The sequence below is a fragment of the Sphingomonas sp. FW306-1B-B10E genome (genome assembly GCF_058782005.1).
In genome coordinates this window covers 1-18481 of sequence record NZ_JBYSXG010000035.1, presented here as the reverse complement: position 1 = coordinate 18481, position 18481 = coordinate 1, and the positions used below count along the sequence as shown (strand labels likewise).

At 67.7% G+C, this 18481-nt stretch carries 17 protein-coding genes and 2 tRNA genes; 14 read left to right on the top strand and 5 right to left on the bottom strand.

Annotated features, from left to right (window positions below):
• The first annotated feature begins 181 nt into the window (after nucleotides 1–181).
• Together AC3WJI_RS14020 and AC3WJI_RS14015 are read left to right on the top strand one after the other, a co-directional pair.
• Nucleotides 182–571 carry a glycine zipper 2TM domain-containing protein gene (locus tag AC3WJI_RS14020; RefSeq protein WP_492757892.1) on the top strand — a complete coding sequence of 130 codons (390 nt, stop codon included), beginning with the start codon at nucleotides 182–184 and terminating at the stop codon, nucleotides 569–571.
• 99 nt (nucleotides 572–670) lie between these two features.
• Nucleotides 671–1504, top strand: a complete 834-nt coding sequence (locus AC3WJI_RS14015) for an alpha/beta hydrolase (RefSeq protein WP_492757891.1) — start codon at nucleotides 671–673, stop codon at nucleotides 1502–1504.
• A gap of 8 nt (nucleotides 1505–1512) precedes the next feature.
• Here AC3WJI_RS14015 and AC3WJI_RS14010 read toward each other — a convergent pair.
• Nucleotides 1513–1586, bottom strand: a tRNA-Cys gene (locus AC3WJI_RS14010).
• Nucleotides 1587–1749: 163 nt separating this feature from the next.
• Between AC3WJI_RS14010 and AC3WJI_RS14005 the strand changes: the two genes are divergently transcribed.
• The 5 genes from AC3WJI_RS14005 (at nucleotide 1750) to AC3WJI_RS13985 (ending at nucleotide 9502) form a co-directional block, all read left to right on the top strand.
• Nucleotides 1750–2433 carry a protein-L-isoaspartate O-methyltransferase family protein gene (locus AC3WJI_RS14005; RefSeq protein WP_492757890.1) on the top strand — a complete coding sequence of 228 codons (684 nt, stop codon included), beginning with the start codon at nucleotides 1750–1752 and terminating at the stop codon, nucleotides 2431–2433.
• A gap of 16 nt (nucleotides 2434–2449) precedes the next feature.
• Nucleotides 2450–4036 carry a TolC family outer membrane protein gene (locus AC3WJI_RS14000; protein ID WP_492757889.1) on the top strand — a complete coding sequence of 529 codons (1587 nt, stop codon included), beginning with the start codon at nucleotides 2450–2452 and terminating at the stop codon, nucleotides 4034–4036.
• Between the two features lie 34 nt (nucleotides 4037–4070).
• On the top strand, nucleotides 4071–4547 hold the full coding sequence (locus AC3WJI_RS13995; protein ID WP_492757888.1) for a DUF2497 domain-containing protein: 477 nt from the start codon (nucleotides 4071–4073) through the stop codon (nucleotides 4545–4547).
• A 68-nt stretch (nucleotides 4548–4615) separates the two neighbouring features.
• Nucleotides 4616–6655, top strand: a complete 2040-nt coding sequence (locus AC3WJI_RS13990) for a S9 family peptidase (protein ID WP_492757887.1) — start codon at nucleotides 4616–4618, stop codon at nucleotides 6653–6655.
• 156 nt (nucleotides 6656–6811) lie between these two features.
• On the top strand, nucleotides 6812–9502 hold the full coding sequence (locus AC3WJI_RS13985; protein ID WP_492757886.1) for a valine--tRNA ligase: 2691 nt from the start codon (nucleotides 6812–6814) through the stop codon (nucleotides 9500–9502).
• A gap of 145 nt (nucleotides 9503–9647) precedes the next feature.
• Here the strand turns inward: AC3WJI_RS13985 and AC3WJI_RS13980 are convergent, their stop codons facing one another.
• The gene (locus AC3WJI_RS13980) at nucleotides 9648–10529 is read right to left on the bottom strand and encodes a diacylglycerol/lipid kinase family protein (protein ID WP_492757885.1); all 882 of its coding nucleotides are present in this window, start codon (nucleotides 10527–10529) and stop codon (nucleotides 9648–9650) included.
• A 68-nt stretch (nucleotides 10530–10597) separates the two neighbouring features.
• Here AC3WJI_RS13980 and hemB point away from each other — a divergent pair, with 68 nt between their 5' ends.
• Genes hemB through AC3WJI_RS13955 form a run of 5 tightly spaced genes read left to right on the top strand, consistent with a single transcriptional unit; the run spans nucleotide 10598 to nucleotide 15452 of the window.
• Nucleotides 10598–11584, top strand: a complete 987-nt coding sequence (hemB, locus tag AC3WJI_RS13975; RefSeq protein ID WP_492757884.1) for a porphobilinogen synthase — start codon at nucleotides 10598–10600, stop codon at nucleotides 11582–11584.
• Entirely contained in the window at nucleotides 11581–12111 is a 531-nt protein-coding gene (locus tag AC3WJI_RS13970) for a GNAT family N-acetyltransferase (protein WP_492757883.1), read from the top strand. The genes hemB and AC3WJI_RS13970 overlap by 4 nt, the downstream gene beginning before the upstream one ends.
• Nucleotides 12108–12644, top strand: coding sequence for a GNAT family N-acetyltransferase (locus AC3WJI_RS13965; RefSeq protein WP_492757882.1), 537 nt, complete (start codon nucleotides 12108–12110; stop codon nucleotides 12642–12644). Before AC3WJI_RS13970 ends, AC3WJI_RS13965 begins: the two co-directional genes overlap by 4 nt.
• Nucleotides 12641–13180, top strand: coding sequence for a GNAT family N-acetyltransferase (locus AC3WJI_RS13960; protein ID WP_492757881.1), 540 nt, complete (start codon nucleotides 12641–12643; stop codon nucleotides 13178–13180). The genes AC3WJI_RS13965 and AC3WJI_RS13960 overlap by 4 nt, the downstream gene beginning before the upstream one ends.
• Before the next feature lie 37 nt (nucleotides 13181–13217).
• Nucleotides 13218–15452: a spermidine synthase gene (locus AC3WJI_RS13955; protein WP_492757880.1), complete on the top strand. Its 2235-nt coding sequence runs from the start codon at nucleotides 13218–13220 to the stop codon at nucleotides 15450–15452.
• Here the strand turns inward: AC3WJI_RS13955 and AC3WJI_RS13950 are convergent.
• The gene (locus AC3WJI_RS13950; protein WP_492757879.1) at nucleotides 15449–15952 is read right to left on the bottom strand and encodes a hypothetical protein; all 504 of its coding nucleotides are present in this window, start codon (nucleotides 15950–15952) and stop codon (nucleotides 15449–15451) included. The two genes, AC3WJI_RS13955 and AC3WJI_RS13950, sit on opposite strands and share 4 nt — an antisense overlap.
• A gap of 84 nt (nucleotides 15953–16036) precedes the next feature.
• Between AC3WJI_RS13950 and AC3WJI_RS13945 the strand changes: the two genes are divergently transcribed.
• Nucleotides 16037–16113, top strand: a tRNA-Arg gene (locus tag AC3WJI_RS13945).
• Between the two features lie 30 nt (nucleotides 16114–16143).
• The gene (locus AC3WJI_RS13940) at nucleotides 16144–16857 is read left to right on the top strand and encodes a DUF72 domain-containing protein (RefSeq protein ID WP_492757878.1); all 714 of its coding nucleotides are present in this window, start codon (nucleotides 16144–16146) and stop codon (nucleotides 16855–16857) included.
• Nucleotides 16858–16880: 23 nt separating this feature from the next.
• Here the strand turns inward: AC3WJI_RS13940 and AC3WJI_RS13935 are convergent, their stop codons facing one another.
• Nucleotides 16881–17093: a hypothetical protein gene (locus AC3WJI_RS13935; RefSeq protein WP_492757930.1), complete on the bottom strand. Its 213-nt coding sequence runs from the start codon at nucleotides 17091–17093 to the stop codon at nucleotides 16881–16883.
• Between the two features lie 66 nt (nucleotides 17094–17159).
• Nucleotides 17160–18413: an N-succinylarginine dihydrolase gene (locus AC3WJI_RS13930; RefSeq protein WP_492757877.1), complete on the bottom strand. Its 1254-nt coding sequence runs from the start codon at nucleotides 18411–18413 to the stop codon at nucleotides 17160–17162.
• Nucleotides 18414–18481: the final 68 nt, after the last annotated feature.

Below are 18481 nucleotides of genomic sequence, written 5' to 3'. Positions count from 1 at the left end.
GCGCGTTCCACCGAGACGTGCGGCGAAGCGTGCATTTCCATCGTTAGGTGACCTGTTTGCCACAACATGGATCCGCGTTGGATGAACGGCGGCTAACCGAGGCGTTCAGGCTCGTTGCACATCGGGAATGGCAGAAGAGTCGGCATGTGGAGGCAACGATTCGCCCCCGAAGGAGGATGAAATGATCAAGTCCCTGTTCAGCGCAGCGCTTGCCGCTACCGTCACTCTCGGCGGCATGGCTGCCACCCCCGCCGCCGCGCAGGATTATGGCCGAGGTTATTACGAGCGCCACTATCGCGACGGCTATTATCGTGGCGACCGCGGCTATCGCGAGGACCGGGGCTATCGCCGCGACTATCGCGGCTATCGCAACCGCGGCTATCGTGGCTGCTCGAGCGGCACCACCGGCACGATCCTCGGCGCAGTCGCCGGCGGCCTGCTCGGCGGCGAGATCGGCCGCGGCAGCTCGTGGAGGGGGCGCAGCACCACCGGCACGATCATCGGTGCGGGCGCCGGCGCCCTGCTCGGCCGCGAAGTCGACGGCGGCGATTGCCGCGGCCGCCGCCGCTAAACCGGGCCAAGCCAATCAAAGGGCGTCCGCAATGCGGGCGCCCTTTCGCTTGCCCGCTCCCGATCCGAACCCGCATAAGGCGGCGCGAGGAGACGGAGCATGCGGCTGTTGATGATCGCGTGGTTGGCCATGCTCGTGGCGATGCCGTCCAGCGCGCAGCTCTATCGGCCGAAGGACCATCTCGAAAACGTGTCGGCGCCCTGGAATCGGGAGCCGCCTGTCGAGATCGACGTGCGTACCCGGGACGGGCTGCCGTTGAAAGGCCTCTACTGGGGCGGCGATTCGCGATTGCCCATCCTAATGTTCCTCCACGGCCGCTCGGGGGACCGTGTTGATGCGGCGCATTATGTCGAGCCGCTCGCCGCGGCGGGCTATACCGTGGTGATCGCGGACTATCGCGGCTATGGCGGCAATCCCGGCAAGCCGGACGAGAAAGGGCTCAATCTCGACGGCGCGGCCTTTGCCGAGTTCGCCAAGCGGCTGCGCCCTGGCGCGACGGTCTATGCGCTGGGGCATTCGCTCGGCGCGTCGGTGGCGCTGACATTGGCGGCAGACGGCGCGGTCGATGGAGAGATCACCCTCGGCGCGTTCCCCGACCTGCGCTCGGTCGCGCCGAAGATCACGCGCGCATTCCTGCCGGACCGCTTCTCGAACCTCGACACGGTTGCGCGGCTGGCGAAGCCCGCGATCCTGATCCAGGGCCGCTACGACGCGACGGTCAGCATGCAGCAAGGTGAGAAACTGCTCGGCGCGGCGCCAATGGGCTCGGTGCTGCTCGTCTTAGACAAGCAGGACCACCGGCCCGACATGGCCGAGGTGGCGGCGATCCTGCCGGCGATCCTCGACTTCGCGGCGGGGCGGATCGAACCGCTCGCGGCGCAGGCACGCGCACGGGGATTCGCGATGTTCCGAAAGACGCCGACCGGCCGCTGATGCGGCGCTGGAGGCCCGACCGGGAATCGAACCCGGGTGCAAGGATTTGCAGTCCTCTGCGTCACCACTCCGCCATCGGGCCCCGAAAGCGAGGCGGCGAGATGCGCGAGGGGCGGCGCGGTGTCAACATAGTTTCAAAATGATCGCAGCCTCGCTTGGCGGCGACGCTGCAGCGCGATAGAAGCAGCGCAACGTTCAACAAGTGTATTGCGCAGATAATACGGCTGTGCAAGAAAGCCGGAGTAATGATGGCTCTTATGGTCGATCCTGCGCCCGTCGAAGCCGGCCGCTTCGAAGCGATGCGCCACGCGATGGTGGCAAGCCAGCTGCGGACCAACGCGGTCAACGATGCGCGCGTGGTCGAGGCGATGGCGCGGGTGCCGCGCGAAAACTATTTGCCGTCCGAGCATCGCAGCATGGCCTATCGCGATACGCTGCTGCCGCTCGTCGGCGGGCGCCGCCACAATTCGCCGCTGGTGATCGGGCGGCTGCTCACCGAGGCGCAGGTCCAGCCGACCGACCATGTCCTGCTCGTCGGTGCGGCGGGCGGCTATGCCGCGGCGCTGCTCGCACTGCTGGCGAAGTCGGTGGTGGCGCTCGAGGAGGAGGATGCCCTGGTCGGCCTGGCGCGTACCGCACTTGCCGGCGAGTCGAAGGTCGAGGTGGCGCAGGGGCCGCTCAACGCCGGCTGGCCCGCGGGCGCGCCCTATGACCTGGTCGTCGTCGACGGCGCGGTCGAGCAGCTTCCCGATGCGTTGATCGCGCAGGTCAAGCCGGGCGGCCGCGTGCTCACCGGACTGGTCGACCGCGGGGTGACTCGGCTCGCCGCCGGCCGCCGCAGCGAAGGCGGCTTTGGCCTTATCGACTTCATGGACATCGAATGCGCTGAACTGCCTGGTTTCCGACGCCTACGGACCTTCACCTTCTGACATAAAGAAGAGACTGATGCGATTGACCACTTTGCTGCTGGGCGTGAGCCTGACTGCACTCGCCGTGCCTGCCGCCGCGCAGACCACGACGACGCGCTCCGGCACGTCGACTCCGGTGCGGGTGCAGACCGCACCGCCGAGCGCCACGCCGGCGCTCGCGCCCGCGGCGCAGCCTACCACGACTCTGCGCGACGCCCTGGTCCAGGCCTATAACACCAATCCCGATCTCGCCGGCGAGCGCGCCAACCAGCGCGCCAATGACGAGAACGTCCCGATCGCGCGCTCGCGCGGGCTGCCCGGAGTCACCTCGACCGGTTCGCTCAGCAATAGCCTGTACGATACCGACGCGACCCTTGGGCCGACCCGCACAGGGCGACTGGGCCTCGACCTTTCGGTTCCCGTGTTCAGCGGCGGCGCGGTGCGCAATTCGGTGCGCGCGGCCGAGACGCGAGTCGAGGCGGGGCAGGCCAATCTGCGCGGCGCCGAGTCGGACGTCTTCACTCAGGCGGTAACCACCTATGTCGACGTCTTGCGCGACGAGGCGATCGTCCGGCTCAACCAGCAGAACGTCCACGTCCTCGAGGTCAACCTCCAGGCGACGCGAGACCGTTTCGAAGTCGGCGACCTGACGCGCACCGACGTCGCCCAGTCCGAGGCGCGACTCGCACTGGCGCAGAGCCAGCTGCGCAGCGCCGAGGCTCGGCTGATCGGCAGCCGCGAGAGCTATATCCGCGTTGTCGGCGCGCCGCCGGGAGTGCTCGCCGCGCCGCCGCCTCTGCCCAATCTGCCGGACGAGGTGCAGACCGCCGAGCAGACCGCGCTCGCCAACAATCCGTTTCTCGAGGCGGCGCAGCTCAGCCGCGACGCCTCGCGCTACGACGTCAGCGTCGCGCGTGCCGGGCGCCTGCCGCAGGTGAGCGTCGGCGTCGGCGGCGACTATTATAATTATCTCGGATCGGTCGGCTCGCAGGCGCGTGCGCTAGGCACCAATAGCGACGGCTTTGCCACCACCCTGGGGGCGCAGTTGAGCGTGCCGCTCTTCCAGGGCGGCCGTCCGGCGGCGCAGGTTCGCCAGGCGCAGGCCCGCCAGGCCGCGGCGATCGAGCAGGTCACGCTCACGGAGCGCGGCGTGATCGCGCAGGCGCGGTCGGCCTATGCCTCCTATCAGAGCTCGCTGCGCGTGATCGAATCGTCGCGTGTCGCGGTCCAGGCCAACCAGTTGAGCCTCGAAGGCGTCCGCGCCGAGAACAGCGTCGGCACGCGTACGATCCTCGACATCCTCAACGCCGAGCAGGAACTGCTCAACAGCCAAGTCAATTACGTGACCGCCGAGCGCGATGCCTATGTCGCGGGCTTCACCCTGTTGGCGGCGATGGGCCGCGCCGAGGCCAAGGATCTCGGGCTCGATGGCGGGCCGCTCTACGATCCCGCGGTCAACTACAAGCGCGTCCGCGGCCGGATCAGCGACTGGGGCGACGATCCCACGCCGGTCGGCACGAGCACCTCGACCACCGGTACGCCGGCCCAGGGCGCGATCGTGCCGCCGGGGCAGCTGGATCCTTTGCTGCAGCGATCGGTTGACACAACGCCCCGAAATCCCTGATTTAACCATATCAGCCACTGGAGACGTGTCGGCGATGGGGGATATCAGTACCGAGCCGTCGATGGAGGAGATCCTCTCCTCGATCAAACGCATCATCGCCGAGGAAGGCGATGCGGCGACGGCTTCGCGTACCCGTAGCCGCCGTCCCGGCGCGGCGACGACCGCGCCCGCACGGGCGCTGCGCGTCGACGAAGATCCTGAGGAAGAGGCCGTGCTCGAGCTGCGCGACCAGGTCGACGAGATCCCCGTCGAGCGGCCGGCTGCGGCGCCTGCTCAGGCACCGCGCGCCGAGCCGATCCTGTCCGAGCGTGCGGTCGAGGCGACGCGCGGACCGCTCGAGGCCTTGTCGCGGATCGTGGTCAAACCCGAGGTCGCCGGGTCTGACACGCTCGAAGGGCTGGTCCGCGAGATGCTCAAGCCGATGCTGCGCGACTGGCTCGACGCGAACCTGCCGCAGATCGTCGAGGCGATGGTCGCGCGCGAGATCACTCGGATTACCGGACGAGATTAGACGCCTTCTTCCGATGGGAGAGGGATTGGGCGATTGTCTCAATCGCAACCATCTGCTTATCTCACGCCATGAAATCTCTCCTGCTCGCGAGCGTCGCGCTCGCTTCCGCTGCTGCGCCGGCTCTGGCGCGGGATCTCACCATCCAGGACGTCGCCACGCTTTCGCGGGTGAGCGCGCCTGCCGTGTCGCCGGACGGCAAATGGCTCGTCTGGCAGCAGCGCGAGACCGATCTCGCCGCCAATCGCGGACGCTACGACCTGTGGCGGCTCGACCTGACCAAGAAGGGCGCCGTGCCCGAGAAGCTAGTCGCAGAGGCCCAGGTCAACGAGACCGCGCCGCAATTCTCCGCCGACGGCGCGACGGTCTGGTTCCAGTCGGACAAGGGCGGCGACGACGCGGTGTGGGGCGTACCGGTTGCCGGCGGCACGCCGACTCAGCTGACGCACATCCCGGGCGGGTTCAGCGGCTTCAAGGTCGCGCCGACCGGCGACAAGGTGCTCATCTGGGCCGATCGCAAGCCGGGCGCGCCGAGCCTCGAGCCGGCGCAGGTCAAGAAGGATCCCAACGCTGGATCGGGCCGGGTCTATGACCAGCTGTTCGTTCGCCACTGGGATAGCTGGGCGAATGGTGATCGCTCGCAATTGTTCGTGCTGCCATTTGGGCCGAACGGCGCGACGGGCAACGGCGTCGCGATCGGCGGGCAGTTGGTCGGCGACACCCCCTCCAAGCCGTACGGCGGCGGCGAGGAGCTGAGCTGGAGCGCCGACGGCAAGACCGTCTATTTCGCGCTGCGCGAGGCGGGGCGGATCGAATCGACCTCGACCAATCTCGACATCTTCTCCGCACCCGCCGACGGATCGGCGGCACCAACCAACCTCACCGCCGACAATGACGGGATGGATAATCTCCCGACGGTCTCGCCCGACGGCAAGTGGCTGGCCTATTTCGCAATGGCGCGGCCGACCTACGAGGCCGACCGCCAGGTGCTGATGCTGCGCGACCTCGCCACGGGCCAGGTTCGCGCGCTGACCGAGGGCTGGGACCGCTCGGTGGCGTCGATCGCCTGGGCGCCCGATTCGAAGAAGCTCTACATCACGGCGCAGGACACGCAGGAAGAGCCGATCTTCAGTGTCGACGCCAAGAGCGGCAAAGTGACGCGGCTGACGCAGGAGGGCGTGGTCTCGGCAGTGGTACCGACCAGGAGCGGGTTGGTGTTCAGCATGAATAGCCTGACTGCACCGGACGATTTCTATCGGCTCTCGGGCAAGAAGGTGTCGCGGCTGACTTCGGTCAACGCCGCCAAGCTCGCGGGCATCGACTTGCCCAAGGTCGAACGGTTCAGCTTCGCCGGCGCGAATAACGACAAGGTGTGGGGCTATGCGGTACGTCCCGCCAGCCTCGCTGAGGGCGCCAAGGCGCCGATCGCGTTCATCGTCCATGGCGGGCCGCAGGGTTCGAGCAACAACAGCTGGTCATATCGCTGGAACCCCGCGGTGTTTGCGGGCGCGGGCTATGCGGTCGTGTCGATCGATTTCCACGGCAGCACCGGCTACGGTCAGGCCTTTACCGACGCGATCCGCAACAATTGGGGCGGCTGGCCGCTCGAGGACCTGCAAAAGGGGCTGAAGGCGGCGACCGACAAGTTCGCCTATCTCGACGCCGACAATGCCTGCGCTCTCGGCGCCTCGTACGGCGGCTATATGATGAACTGGATCGAGGGGCAGTGGCCGGGCCGGTTCAAGTGCATCGTCCAGCATGACGGCGTGTTCGACGCGCGCGCGATGGCATACGAGACCGAGGAGCTCTGGTTCGACGAGTGGGAACATGGCGGCAAGACCTATTATGAGGACCCCGCCGCGTTCGAGAAATGGAACCCGGTCAACCATGTTACTGCGTGGAAAACCCCGCAGCTGGTGATCACCAGCGAGAAGGACTTCCGCATCCCCTACACGCAGGGGCTTGCGGCGTTCACTGCGCTCCAGCGGCGCGAGATCGAGTCGAAGCTCCTGGTATTCCCCGACGAGAACCATTGGGTGCTCAAGCCGAAGAACAGCCTGCAATGGTATGGCGAAGTGCTGGGCTGGCTGGGGAAGTATACGGCGAAATAGCTGTCTTCGTTCCCCTCCCGCTAGCGCGAGGGGCTAGGGGAGGAGCTGATGCGGCGAGTCCATTCGACTCACGCACGTCAGGCCCTCCCCCGACCCCTCCCGCAAGCGGGAGGGGAGCGCTTGTGTCCGGAGCTAGCCCAAGGCTAAAGCCGCCGCATGACCGAGCTTCCCAAGACCTTCGACCCCGCCGAAATCGAATCCCGCTGGTACCGGCATTGGGAGCAGAACGGCCTGTTCGCGCCCGAGCGGCCTGGCGCCGATCCGTGGACTTTGGTCAATCCGCCGCCCAACGTCACCGGCAGCCTGCATATCGGCCATGCGCTCGACAACACGCTGCAGGACGTGCTCGTCCGCCACGCGCGGCTCAAGGGCAAGGATGCGCGCTGGGTGGTCGGTACCGATCACGCCGGCATCGCGACGCAAATGGTGGTCGAGCGCCAGCTCAACGCGCGCCAGCAGAAGCGCACCGACTTCACCCGCGAGGAATTCGTCGCGAAGGTTTGGCAGTGGAAGGAAGAGAGCGGGGGCGAGATCACCCAGCAGCTCCGCCGGCTCGGCTGCTCGATGGACTGGGCGAACGAGCGCTTCACGATGGACGAGGGCTTCTCCAAGGCCGTCCTCAAGGTGTTCGTCGAGCTGCACAAGCAGGGGCTGATCTACCGCGACAAGCGCCTGGTGAACTGGGATCCTGGCCTCGGAACCGCGATCAGCGACCTCGAGGTCGAGACGCGCGAGATCAAGGGCAATTTCTGGCATCTGCGCTACCCGCTCGCGGACGGCAGCGGCTTCATCCAGGTCGCGACGACGCGGCCCGAGACGATGCTCGCCGACATGGCGGTGGCGGTGAACGCCAGCGACGAACGCTATGCGGCGCTGGTCGGCAAGCAGGTGCGGCTGCCGATCACCGGACGGCTGGTGCCGATCATCACCGACGACCATGCCGATCCCGAACTGGGTTCGGGCGCGGTGAAGATCACGCCGGGGCATGACTTCAACGATTTCGAGGTCGGCCGCCGCGCCGGGATCGAGGCGCGCGACATGCTCAACATGCTCGACGCCAAGGCGCAGATCACCCAGACCTCGGACGGGCTGATCCCGGCCGAGCTGCTCGGACTCGACCGGTTCGAAGCGCGCAAGCTGGTGGTCGCGCGGCTCAAGGACGAGGGCTTCCTTGTCCCGCACGTCGACAAGGACGGCGAGGAACATGATTCCGAGCCGCGCACGATCCAGACGCCCTATGGCGACCGCTCGGGGGTGGTGATCGAGCCCTGGCTGACCGACCAATGGTATGTCGACGCGGCGACCTTGGCCAAGCCGGCGATCGAGGCGGTCCGCTCGGGCGCGACCAAGATCGTCCCGAAGAGCTGGGAAAAGACCTATTTCAACTGGATGGAGAACATCCAGCCCTGGTGCGTTAGCCGGCAGCTTTGGTGGGGACACCGTATCCCGGCATGGTTCGCCGATGACGGCAGCATCTACGTCGCCGAGAGCGCGGCCGAGGCGCAGGCCCAGGCCGGCGCGGGCGTGTCGCTCACCCAGGACAGCGACGTCCTCGACACCTGGTTCTCCTCGGCGCTGTGGCCGTTCGCGACGATGGGGTGGCCTGACGAGGACGTGAAGGCGCTCGGCCGCTACCCCAACGACGTGCTGATCTCGGGCTTCGACATCCTGTTCTTCTGGGATGCGCGGATGATGATGCAGGGTTTGCACTTCCTGAAGGACGTGCCGTTCAAGACCCTGTATCTCCACGGTTTGGTGCGCGCGGCGGACGGGCAGAAGATGTCCAAGTCCAAGGGCAATGTCGTCAATCCGCTCGGGCTGATCGACCAGTACGGGGCGGACGCGCTGCGCTTCTTCATGGCGGCGATGGAGAGCCAGGGCCGCGACATCAAGATGGATGAGCGGCGGATCGAGGGCTATCGCAATTTCGCGACCAAGCTGTGGAACGCCGCGCGCTTCTGCCAGTCGAACGGGATCGGTGCGAGCGCGACGCTCGAGCCGCCGGTGGCGAGCCTCGCGGTCAATCGCTGGATCATCGCCGAGACCGTTGCGACGGTGCAGGCGCTCGACCTCGCGCTCGCCGACCTGCGCTTCGACGAGGCGGCGAACACGATCTACCAATTCACCTGGAGCCGCTTCTGCGACTGGTATCTCGAGCTGATCAAGCCGGTGATCCAGGGCGAAGGCGGGGTGCCCGCAGCGGGCGAAGGTGCCGAGGAGACGCGCGCGGTGGCGGGCTGGGTGCTCGACCAGATCCTCGTCCTGCTCCACCCGTTCATGCCCTTCATCACCGAAGAGCTTTGGTCGAAGATGGGGACGCGCGAGCATGCGCTGATCGTCGCGAAATGGCCGATGGCCGACGCGCGGGCGCTCGATCCCGACGCGGCGAAGGAAGTCGACTGGCTGATCCGGTTGGTCGGCGAGATCCGCGCGGCGCGAACCGAGCTCAATGTGCCGCCGGGCGCGCGGCTGCCGCTGCATGTCCGCGATGCCTCGGGCGAGACAGCCTCGCGGCTCGACCGCCAGTCGGCGGCGCTGGCGCGGCTGGCGCGCGTCGATCAGGCGGCAGGGGATGCGCCGGCGGGCGGATCGCTCCAGATCGTCGTCGACGAAGCGACCTTCGTGCTGCCGATCGCCGGCGTGGTAGATCTGGAGGCCGAGAAGGCGCGCCTGACCAAGGCGATCGCCGCGGCCGAGAAGGAGCGCGACGGGCTCTCGGGCCGGCTCGGCAATCCGAGCTTCGTCGAGCGGGCCAAGCCCGAGGCAGTCGAGAAGGCGCGCGCGGACCATGCCGAGAAGGCGGCCGAGGCCGAGCGGCTGGGCGCGGCGCTTGCGCGGCTGGGGTAGATTGCGAGGGATGCTGTTCCCCGGCGGAGGCCGGGGCCCAGCTTCCATCAAATCGGCGAGGTTAGACTAGCCTCTCGAAGATATCGTAACTGGGCCCCGGCCTTCGCCGGGGAACAGGTTGACAGGCGTCCAATAGAGGTCCCGCTCACCGCTTCGGCACCATGACGTCGATCACCGCCGCCGCGATCCGCGCGGTGACGGGCGTGTGCGCCAGAACTTCGCCGTCGATCGACACCGGCAGCGGCGGCTCGGTAGCGATGCGCAGCGACTTGCCGCGGAAGCTCACGGTGTCCTCGTGGCGCGCCTCGCGTCGCAGCACGCCGTTCACCCAATTGCGCAGCAGCCGGCGGCGGGCGTGGCCGCGCACCGCCTGGACGACGATCTCGCCGCTGTCGACTTCGGCCTCGTCGATCAGCTCGGTGCCGCCGTGGAACGGGCCGTTGGCGATGCGGACCTCGACGACGCGCAGCCTTTGCGCGTCTTTGCCTTCGCCGATGATCAAGGTGAAGGGGTGGAAGCGCGTGAATTCGAACGCCGCCCAGGACAGATAGCCCGCGCGCCCGAACCAGCGCTTGAGCCCTGAGGGCACGTTCTCCGCAATCTGCGGCGACAGCCCCAATGCCGCGCAATTGGCGAAATAGTCGTCGTCGATCATGCCGAGGTCGATCCGGCGCAATTCACCCTTCGCGATGACCTCGATCGCGCCGTCGATGTCGAGCGGGATGCCGAGCGAGCGGGCGAAGCTGTTGGCGGTGCCCAGCGGTAGCACTGCGATCGCCGCGCCGGTGCCCTTGATGAAGTCGACCAGTCCGCTGATCGTCCCATCGCCGCCCCCAAGGATGACGAGATCGGGCTGGGCGGCGAGCGCGCGCTTGAGCGTGGGCTCGAGCTGGGCGGGGTCTTCGACGGCATGCGCGTCGACGGTAAAGGGCAGGCCGCTCAGGCGCTTGCATGCCGCTTCGAACAAATCCTGGCCACGTCGCGACTGGGCATTGACGATCATCGTGGCGGAGCGAAAATCGGGCATTGTCACTCCTGGGACGTTTCAGCTGTGCAACGCTTGCACCGGCTCGCGCGATCCCGCAAACGACCGCGATGAGTCAGTATCCCGCACTTCGCCTTCGTCGCACGCGTGCCGCCGGCTGGAGCCGGCGCATGCACGCCGAAACCGTGCTCACCCCCGCCGATCTGATCTGGCCGCTGTTCGTCACCGAAGGCGATGCCGAGGAGCCGATCGCGTCGCTGCCCGGCGTGTCGCGCTGGTCGGTCGCGGGGATCGGCGAGCGGGCTAAGGAGGCTGCGGCGCTCGACATCCCGTGCCTGGCCTTGTTCCCCAATACGCCTGCGAGGCTGCGCAGCGACGATGGGCGCGAGGCCCTCAACCCCGACAATCTGATGTGCCGCGCGATCCGATCGATCAAGGATGCGGTGCCCGAGATCGGCGTGCTCACCGATGTCGCGCTCGATCCCTATACCAGCCACGGCCATGACGGGATCGTCGACGCCGCCGGCTATGTGCTCAACGACGAGACCGCGAACGTGCTCACCGACCAGGCGCTGGTCCAGGCCGAGGCCGGTGCGGACATCGTCGCGCCGTCGGACATGATGGACGGCCGCGTCGGGCTGATCCGCGCCGCGCTCGAGGCCAATGGCCATGTCAATGTCCAGATCATGGCCTATGCCGCGAAGTACGCCAGCGCGTTTTACGGGCCGTTCCGCGATGCGGTTGGCAGCCGCGGACTGCTGAAGGGCGACAAGAAGACCTATCAGATGGACCCGGCCAATGCCGAGGAGGCGCTGCGCGAAGTCGCGCTCGACCTGGCCGAGGGCGCGGACAGCGTGATGGTCAAGCCGGGCTTGCCATATCTCGACATCATAACGCGTGTGAAGAACGCGTTCGAAGTGCCGGTATTCGCCTATCAGGTGTCGGGCGAATATGCGATGATCGAGGCAGCGGCGGCAGCCGGGGCGGGGGACCGCGAGGCACTGGTAATGGAGACGCTGATGGCGTTCAAACGCGCCGGCTGTTCGGGTGTGCTCACTTACCACGCGCCGCTGGCCGCGCGACTGCTGGGCGCGTGATCGAGACCGAACGCCTGATTCTGCGCGTCCCCGAGCCGCGCGACCGCGATGCGCTGGTCGGGATGTTCATCGACCAGCAGGTGATGGCGCTGCTCTTTCCCGGCATGGACGCAGCGGCTGCCGAGGCAGTGATCGCCAAGCATGCGCAGTGGCGGGGCGAAGGTCTCGGCTTCCTCGCCGTCGAGCGCCGCGAGGACGGTGCGGTCATCGGGTTCTGCGGACTGAAGCGCGGCGAACCGCATCTTCCGATCCACGGCAAGATCGAAGCGGGCTGGATCATCGATCTCCCCTGGTGGCGCCACGGCTATGCGCGCGAGGCGATGCAGGCGGTGCTCGCCGACGCATGGGGGCGGATCGCCGAGGACCGGATCTACGCGATCACTTCGGCGGTCAATCTGCCCAGCCAGGGACTGATGGCGCGGCTGGGCATGCACCGGCTCGCCGACGGCGATTTCCTCAGCGCGACCTTTCCAGAAGGCCACCAATTGGCTCCCAGCGTCACCTACGCGATAGATCGCCCGGCATGATCGAGACCGAACGCCTCCGGCTTCGCCCGTGGTGCGCGGCGGACAAGCCCGGCTTTCACGCACTGGTGAACACGCCGGCGATGATGGCGCATTTCGGGGGCCCGGTCGCGCAGGCAAAGCACGATCTGCTCATCGACCGCCAGATCGACCAGCAGACGCGCTACGGCCATTCGATGTGGGCGGTCGAACGCAAGGAGACGGGCGAACTTGCCGGCGTGTGCGGGCTGCGTATCGGCGGGCATCCGGACACGCCGGTGCCCGAGGAACTCGAGATCGGCTGGCGGATCGGCGAGAAGCATTGGGGGCAGGGCATCGCGCGCGAGGCGGCGGAGGCGAGCCTCGCCTGGGGCTGGGCGAATACCGGGCGGCCGCGCGTTGCCGCCTGGACGACGATCGACAATATCCGGTCCTGGGGTCTGATGGAGCGGCTCGGCATGCGCCGCCGCGCCGATCTCGACTTCCGCCATCCCGATTACGCCGCTGGCAACCCCTTCGGCGCGATGATCGTCTACGCGATCGACCGGCCGGCATGATCGAGTCCGAGCGCCTGATCCTGCGCGGCTGGCGCGATTCCGACCGCGCACCGTTTCACGCGATGGGGCAGGACGAGCGCGTGATGGCGACACTCGGCCCCCTGCTGTGGCGCGACGAGACCGACGCGATGATCGACCGGATGCAGCGCATCCTCGATGCCAATGGCTACACCTTCTGGGCGATCGAGCGGCGGACCGACGGCGCGTTTCTCGGCTTTTGCGGGCTCAAGCCGGGCGCCGAGGAGACGCCGATCGAGGGGGAGATCGAAATCGGCTGGCGGCTTGCCCACGAATTCTGGGGACAAGGCTATGCCCGCGAGGCGGCGCAGGCCAGCCTCGACTGGGGCTGGGCCCATCTCGACGTGGCGCATATCGCCGCGATCACGAATGTGGACAATGTCCGCAGTTGGGGGCTGATGGAGCGGCTCGGCATGGTCCGCGCGGCCGAGGACGATTTCGACCATCCCAAGGCGATCGAGCGGCTGCGCCCGCACGTCACCTATCGCATCGCGCGGCCGGCGGTTAAGCCTGCCTAAACCGATCGAGCGCCAGGACGGCCGGGGAGAACCACGCATGGACGACGAAATCGAGCAGCAGGCCGTGCCGCGAACGCGGTACCGCGCGCTGTTCGTCGTCGCGATCCTCACCGGATCGTTCCTGCTGTTCCTCGTCCAGCCGATGGTCGCGCGGATGGCACTGCCGCGGCTCGGCGGCGCGCCGGCGGTGTGGAACAGCGCGATGCTGGTCTACCAAGCGCTGCTGCTCGGCGGATATGCCTATGCCCATTGGCTCGGGCGCGTGCCGGTGCGGATGCAGGCGGGGATTCACCTCGCAGTGCTCGCGGTAGCCGCGCTCTGGCTGCCGATCGGACTCACCGCGATGGAATTGCCCGCCGACGCCGAGCCGGCGCTTTGGGTTCCCTGGCTGTTCGGCGCGTCGATCGGGCCTCTGTTCTTCGCGATCTCGGCACAGGCGCCTTTGCTCCAGCGCTGGTACAGCGTCGCGAGCGGCGGACGGGATCCCTATGCGCTCTACGCCGCCTCCAATATCGGCAGCTTCGGCGGGTTGATCGCCTATCCGCTGGTCGTCGAGCCCGGCCTCGCGCTCCGCGGGCAGAGCATGCTGTGGACGGTCGGCTACGCACTGGTCTTCGTGCTGGTCGCGGCGTGCGCGACTTTGCTGCCCCGGAAGACATCCGAGGAACCGCATGTAGCGCATCACAGCCCCGCGCCGGGCGCACGCCGGGTGCTGCACTGGGTGATCCTCGCCTTCGTTCCCTCGGGGCTGATGCTCGCGACGACGACCTTCCTCACTACCGACATCGTCGCGATGCCGATGCTGTGGGTGCTGCCGCTCGGCCTGTATCTGCTGAGCTTCTCGGTGGCGTTTCGCGAGGGCGACGCGATCCCCGACCTGCTCGCGCGCATCGCGCCCCTCATCGTTCTGCTGTTCGGCGCGACTCTGATCGCCGGACACCAGAAACTCGCTTACCTCAATGCGTTGATCGGGCTGGTCCTGCTGTTCGTCGTCGCGGTGGCGCTGCATTCGTGCATGTACCGGCTGCGTCCCGCGCCCGATAGGCTGACCGGCTTCTATCTGGCGATGTCGGTCGGCGGCGCCCTGGGCGGCGTATTCTCCGGCCTGCTCGCTCCGGTGCTGTTCGACTGGACCTATGAATATCCGCTGCTGATCCTCGCGGCCGGATGGCTGATGCCCCAGGCATTCCTGTTCCCGGCGATCGGCCGGCTCTGGAATAGCGATGGACGGGTGCTGGCCGCCAAGACGCTCGGCGCGGCGCTGCTGGTCGCGCTGCTGGTATGGCTCGGCATCGCCAATCCGAGCCGCATCTTCGGCGAGATGCACGAGCAGATTGCGTTTCTCGCCGTCGCGACGGTCGGGTTGCTCGCCACGGGCAGCCGTATCCCCTACGTCGTCGCGCTGGCGGGCGGGCTGTTCCTGTTCGGCGGCTATCGCGCGATCGACACCTCGCTGAGCGGCGACCGGACGCGCAGCTATTTCGGCGTCTACACGGTGACCGATACGCCCGGCGAGCGCCGGCTGGCGCACGGCACCACGCTGCACGGCATCCAGCTTCAGGGCGTGCGCTCGCGCCTCCCGACCACCTATTACGTCCCCGGTTCGGGCGTGGGGCAGGCGATGCGCGCTGCGCCCGCTCTCTACGGTCCCGGCGCCCGCATCGGCGTGGTCGGGCTCGGGACCGGCACGCTCGCTTGCTATGCCCAGCCGGGGCAGCATTGGCGCTTCTACGAGATCGATCCCGAAGTGGTCGATCTGTCGCGCAATTCGGGCAAGTTCAGCTTCCTGCGGCAATGCGCGCCGCAGGCCGAGATCGCGATCGGCGATGCCCGGCTGCGCCTCGGCGAGGCGGCGCCCGCGAGCCTCGACCTGCTTGCGCTCGACGCCTTCTCCTCGGACGCAGTGCCGATGCACCTGATGACCACCGAGGCGTTCGGCACCTATGCCCGCGTGCTCGCGCCCAACGGGCTGCTGCTCGTCCACATCTCGAACCGGTTCCTGGCGCTGTCGCCGGTAGTCGCGGCCGCGGCGACGCAGGGCGGCTGGCACGCCGCGCGGCTGGTCTACCAGCCGACCGCGCTAGAGGAACGCGCCGAGGCCACGGTGTCGGACTGGATCGCACTCACGCGCGACGAGTCGACATTGGCACGGCTGACCGGCGGGCGATGGCAGCCGCTGGTGCTCAAGCCGGGCTTCACGCCCTGGACCGACGATTATGCCTCGGTGATGCCGGTGATGCGCGCGCTCCACCCGTCGCTGGCGGACGATTAGGCGCCGCCGAGCGCTGCTTCGAGTGCGCCGATCCGCTCACTCTGCGACTTGGTCGCGGCATTGGCGGCGGCGAGCTGGGCGTCGAGGGCGGGATAGGCCGGTTTGCCCGCTTCGCCGCGCTCGATCGCCAGGCGCTCGAACTCGGCGACGGCGGCCTGGGTGGAGGTGCGCAGCGATTCGAGGCTCGCCAGCGCGATCTGGGCGTCGAGCCAGGCGTCCGACCCTTCGCGCAGACCGCGGGCGACCGCGACCTTGGCCTCGGTCGCCTGCGCCGCGGCGGCGAAGCGCTGATTGCCCGACTGGAGCTGGGCGGCGAGTTCGGCGATCCGCTTGTCGAGCGCGGGATCGGGCGTGACGACCGCCGCGGGCCTTACCGGCTCGGCGAGGCTCTGCTTCTCGATTGGCCGCGGGAGCAACGACGGATAGACCTCGCTGCTCTGGGTGCACCCCGCGAGCCCGAGGGCGAGGGCGGGAAGGGCGGCGAAAAGAGGGCTGCGCATGCCCGGCTGCTTAAGCTTGTGGAAAACCTCGCGCAACGGGGTTGCGTTCTCCAAAAGTCGCTTCTATCAGCGCCACTCCAATGCGCGCCCGTAGCTCAGCTGGATAGAGCATCAGACTACGAATCTGAGGGTCGGACGTTCGAATCGTTCCGGGCGCGCCACTTTCCTCCATCGGTGGAAACCTGGCTTTGGTGAGGATCGGCACCGCTGGTTGGTCGATCCCGCGACAGGTTGCCGAGAGGGTGCCCGGGGAGGGCACGCATCTCCAACGCTATGCGCGGCGGTTTTGTATCGCCGAGATCAATAGCAGCTTCCATCGTCCGCACCGCACCGCGACCTATGCGCGCTGGGCAGAGGCCGTGCCCCGGGATTTTCGTTTTGCGGTAAAGCTGCCCAAGACGATCACGCATCAGGCGCGGCTGGTCGATTGCGAGGATCTGCTCGCGGTGTTCGCGGACGAAGTGGCGGGGCTGGGCGACAAGCGCGGGCCATTGCTCGTCCAGCTTCCGCCGAGCTTTGCCTTTCCCGGCGCGGTTGCCACGCGCTTCTTCGATTCGTGCGATCGGCGGCTCGGCGGGCAGGTGGTGATCGAGCCGCGCCACGCCAGCTGGTACACCGACGAGGTCGACCGATTGCTCGTCGAGCGCCACATCGCCCGTGTGCTCGCCGACCCGCCGGTGCCCGAGGCGGCGCGCGCGCCGGGCGGATGGCGAGGGCTCACTTATATCCGGCTCCACGGCACGCCGCGTGTTTATTGGTCGCCCTACGAGCCTGCGGCGCTCGAGGCGCTGGCCGGCCGCATCGCCGGTTGGGCGGCGAAGAGTGAGGTCTGGACGATCTTCGACAACACCGCGTCGGGCGCGGCGCTCGGCAATGCACTAGACCTGATTGAGACTCTGTCTTAGCGGCATGCCCCGAAGCAGTTGGCTCACTGCGGAATATCGAAGGTGTCGAGGATCTTGGCGCCGGCCATGAACACCGCGACCGGGCAGAGCAGGAACAGCAGCTTGCCGCCCAGGCCCGGGAAGCGGTCGAGATAATGCATCCCGCGCTCCACTGCACCGGTGCCCAGGCCGTAGATCACGAGATAGGCCTCGAACTTGGTCTTGATGGTGAAGAGGCGGCGGATGCGGCTGTACATGCGCGGCATCTAAGCAAGCGCCGGGCCAAGCGCGGAGATCCGCCATTTCCGGTTGGGCGGATATGGTTACCTGTCAATTAACTCGACAGTCCCGAGCGCTTCGAGCAGCACGCGGCGGGCGGATTCGATCTGCGCGATCAGTGCCGGATCGCCGATCTGGTCGGCGGCGATTGTTTCCGGCCAGTACGCTTCGATGACCTTCGCGACGGCGTCGAGCCGGGTTTCGTCGACCAGGAAGCGCGGATCGACCGTCGCCGGATCGGCGACGACGCGCAGCCGCAGGCAGGCCGGGCCGCCGCCATTCGCCATCGACTGGCGAACGTCGACCGTCTCGACGCGGCGGATCGGGCCGTTGCCGGCGACATGCGCGTCGAGCCAGGCCGACACGCTCGGCGTCTCGCGCACTTCCTCCGGGGCGATCAACGCGGTCTCGCCTGAGGGGAGAGTGACCAACTGGGCATTGAACAGATAGGAGGCGATGGCGTCTTCCAGGCTGACCTGGTCGGCTGGCACCTCGACGATCTCTACCTCGGGAAAAGCGGTGCGGAGATCGTCGTAGAAGCGCGCCTTGTCGGCGAAGGCGTATTCGTGCGCGAACAGGACGCGGCCATTGGCAACCGCGACGACGTCATTGTGGAAGGCACCGGCAGCGATCGCCGCTTCGGATTGCTGGACAAAGAGCGTGCGCGCCGGATCGAGGCCATGACGTCGCGCGATCGCCGCGCTGGCATCGGTATGCTGGCGGGCAGGGAAGGGGCCGCCGGACTTGCCGTAGACGAAGATCTCGACCCCTGGCGCGTCGTGCGCCGCTGCCAGCCGCATATGGTTGGCGGCGCCTTCGTCGCCGAGCGGCGCGGGGACGGGGGCGTGGACCGAAAAGGCGGGGTGGGCAAAGGCGAGGCGGAGCTGCGCCAGCGTCTCGGGCCATTCGTGGCTCCGATGCGGCATCGTCGCGAGGTTGGCGACGGTGAGGTGGCAGCGACCGTCGGCGGTGTCGGGGGCAGGCGATACCGTCGCAGCGTTGGCGGCCCACATCGCCGACGCCGACAGTGCCTGCGCCTGCAGGTGGCGCGGCGCCGTGGCGTAATCGGTGGCGAGGGCTGCGAGCCAGTGATGGTCGGGCCGGGCGTGGGGCAGCAGCACCCCCTGGGTCAGTCCCAGCCGCAGATTCGCGCGCATTTTGGCGAGGCCTTGGAGAGCAGCGGCGCGCGGGCTCGCGGTGCGTCCGCAATTACGCGTTGCGGCGAGATTGCCGGGGCTGAGGCCGGCGTAATTGTGGCTGGGCCCGATGATGCCGTCGAAGTTGATTTCGGTCAGCATGGAAGCCCCTCCCTTTCAGGGGAGGGGTTGGGGTGGGGCATGTACGCGGGCGCGCGCTCTGTGAGACA

Bases quoted from the DNA above. Each gene is read 5' to 3' on its own strand.
- AC3WJI_RS13935 (WP_492757930.1), bottom strand. From the start codon at position 17,093: ATGTACAGCCGCATCCGCCGCCTCTTCACCATCAAGACCAAGTTCGAG.
- hemB (WP_492757884.1), top strand. From the start codon at position 10,598: ATGAGTCAGTATCCCGCACTTCGCCTTCGTCGCACGCGTGCCGCCGGC.
- AC3WJI_RS14000 (WP_492757889.1), top strand. From the start codon at position 2,450: ATGCGATTGACCACTTTGCTGCTGGGCGTGAGCCTGACTGCACTCGCC.
- AC3WJI_RS14015 (WP_492757891.1), top strand. From the start codon at position 671: ATGCGGCTGTTGATGATCGCGTGGTTGGCCATGCTCGTGGCGATGCCG.
- AC3WJI_RS13950 (WP_492757879.1), bottom strand. From the start codon at position 15,952: ATGCGCAGCCCTCTTTTCGCCGCCCTTCCCGCCCTCGCCCTCGGGCTC.
- AC3WJI_RS13960 (WP_492757881.1), top strand. From the start codon at position 12,641: ATGATCGAGTCCGAGCGCCTGATCCTGCGCGGCTGGCGCGATTCCGAC.
- AC3WJI_RS14020 (WP_492757892.1), top strand. From the start codon at position 182: ATGATCAAGTCCCTGTTCAGCGCAGCGCTTGCCGCTACCGTCACTCTC.
- AC3WJI_RS13985 (WP_492757886.1), top strand. From the start codon at position 6,812: ATGACCGAGCTTCCCAAGACCTTCGACCCCGCCGAAATCGAATCCCGC.
- AC3WJI_RS14005 (WP_492757890.1), top strand. From the start codon at position 1,750: ATGATGGCTCTTATGGTCGATCCTGCGCCCGTCGAAGCCGGCCGCTTC.
- AC3WJI_RS13955 (WP_492757880.1), top strand. From the start codon at position 13,218: ATGGACGACGAAATCGAGCAGCAGGCCGTGCCGCGAACGCGGTACCGC.
- AC3WJI_RS13990 (WP_492757887.1), top strand. From the start codon at position 4,616: ATGAAATCTCTCCTGCTCGCGAGCGTCGCGCTCGCTTCCGCTGCTGCG.
- AC3WJI_RS13980 (WP_492757885.1), bottom strand. From the start codon at position 10,529: ATGCCCGATTTTCGCTCCGCCACGATGATCGTCAATGCCCAGTCGCGA.
- AC3WJI_RS13965 (WP_492757882.1), top strand. From the start codon at position 12,108: ATGATCGAGACCGAACGCCTCCGGCTTCGCCCGTGGTGCGCGGCGGAC.
- AC3WJI_RS13995 (WP_492757888.1), top strand. From the start codon at position 4,071: ATGGGGGATATCAGTACCGAGCCGTCGATGGAGGAGATCCTCTCCTCG.
- AC3WJI_RS13930 (WP_492757877.1), bottom strand. From the start codon at position 18,413: ATGCTGACCGAAATCAACTTCGACGGCATCATCGGGCCCAGCCACAAT.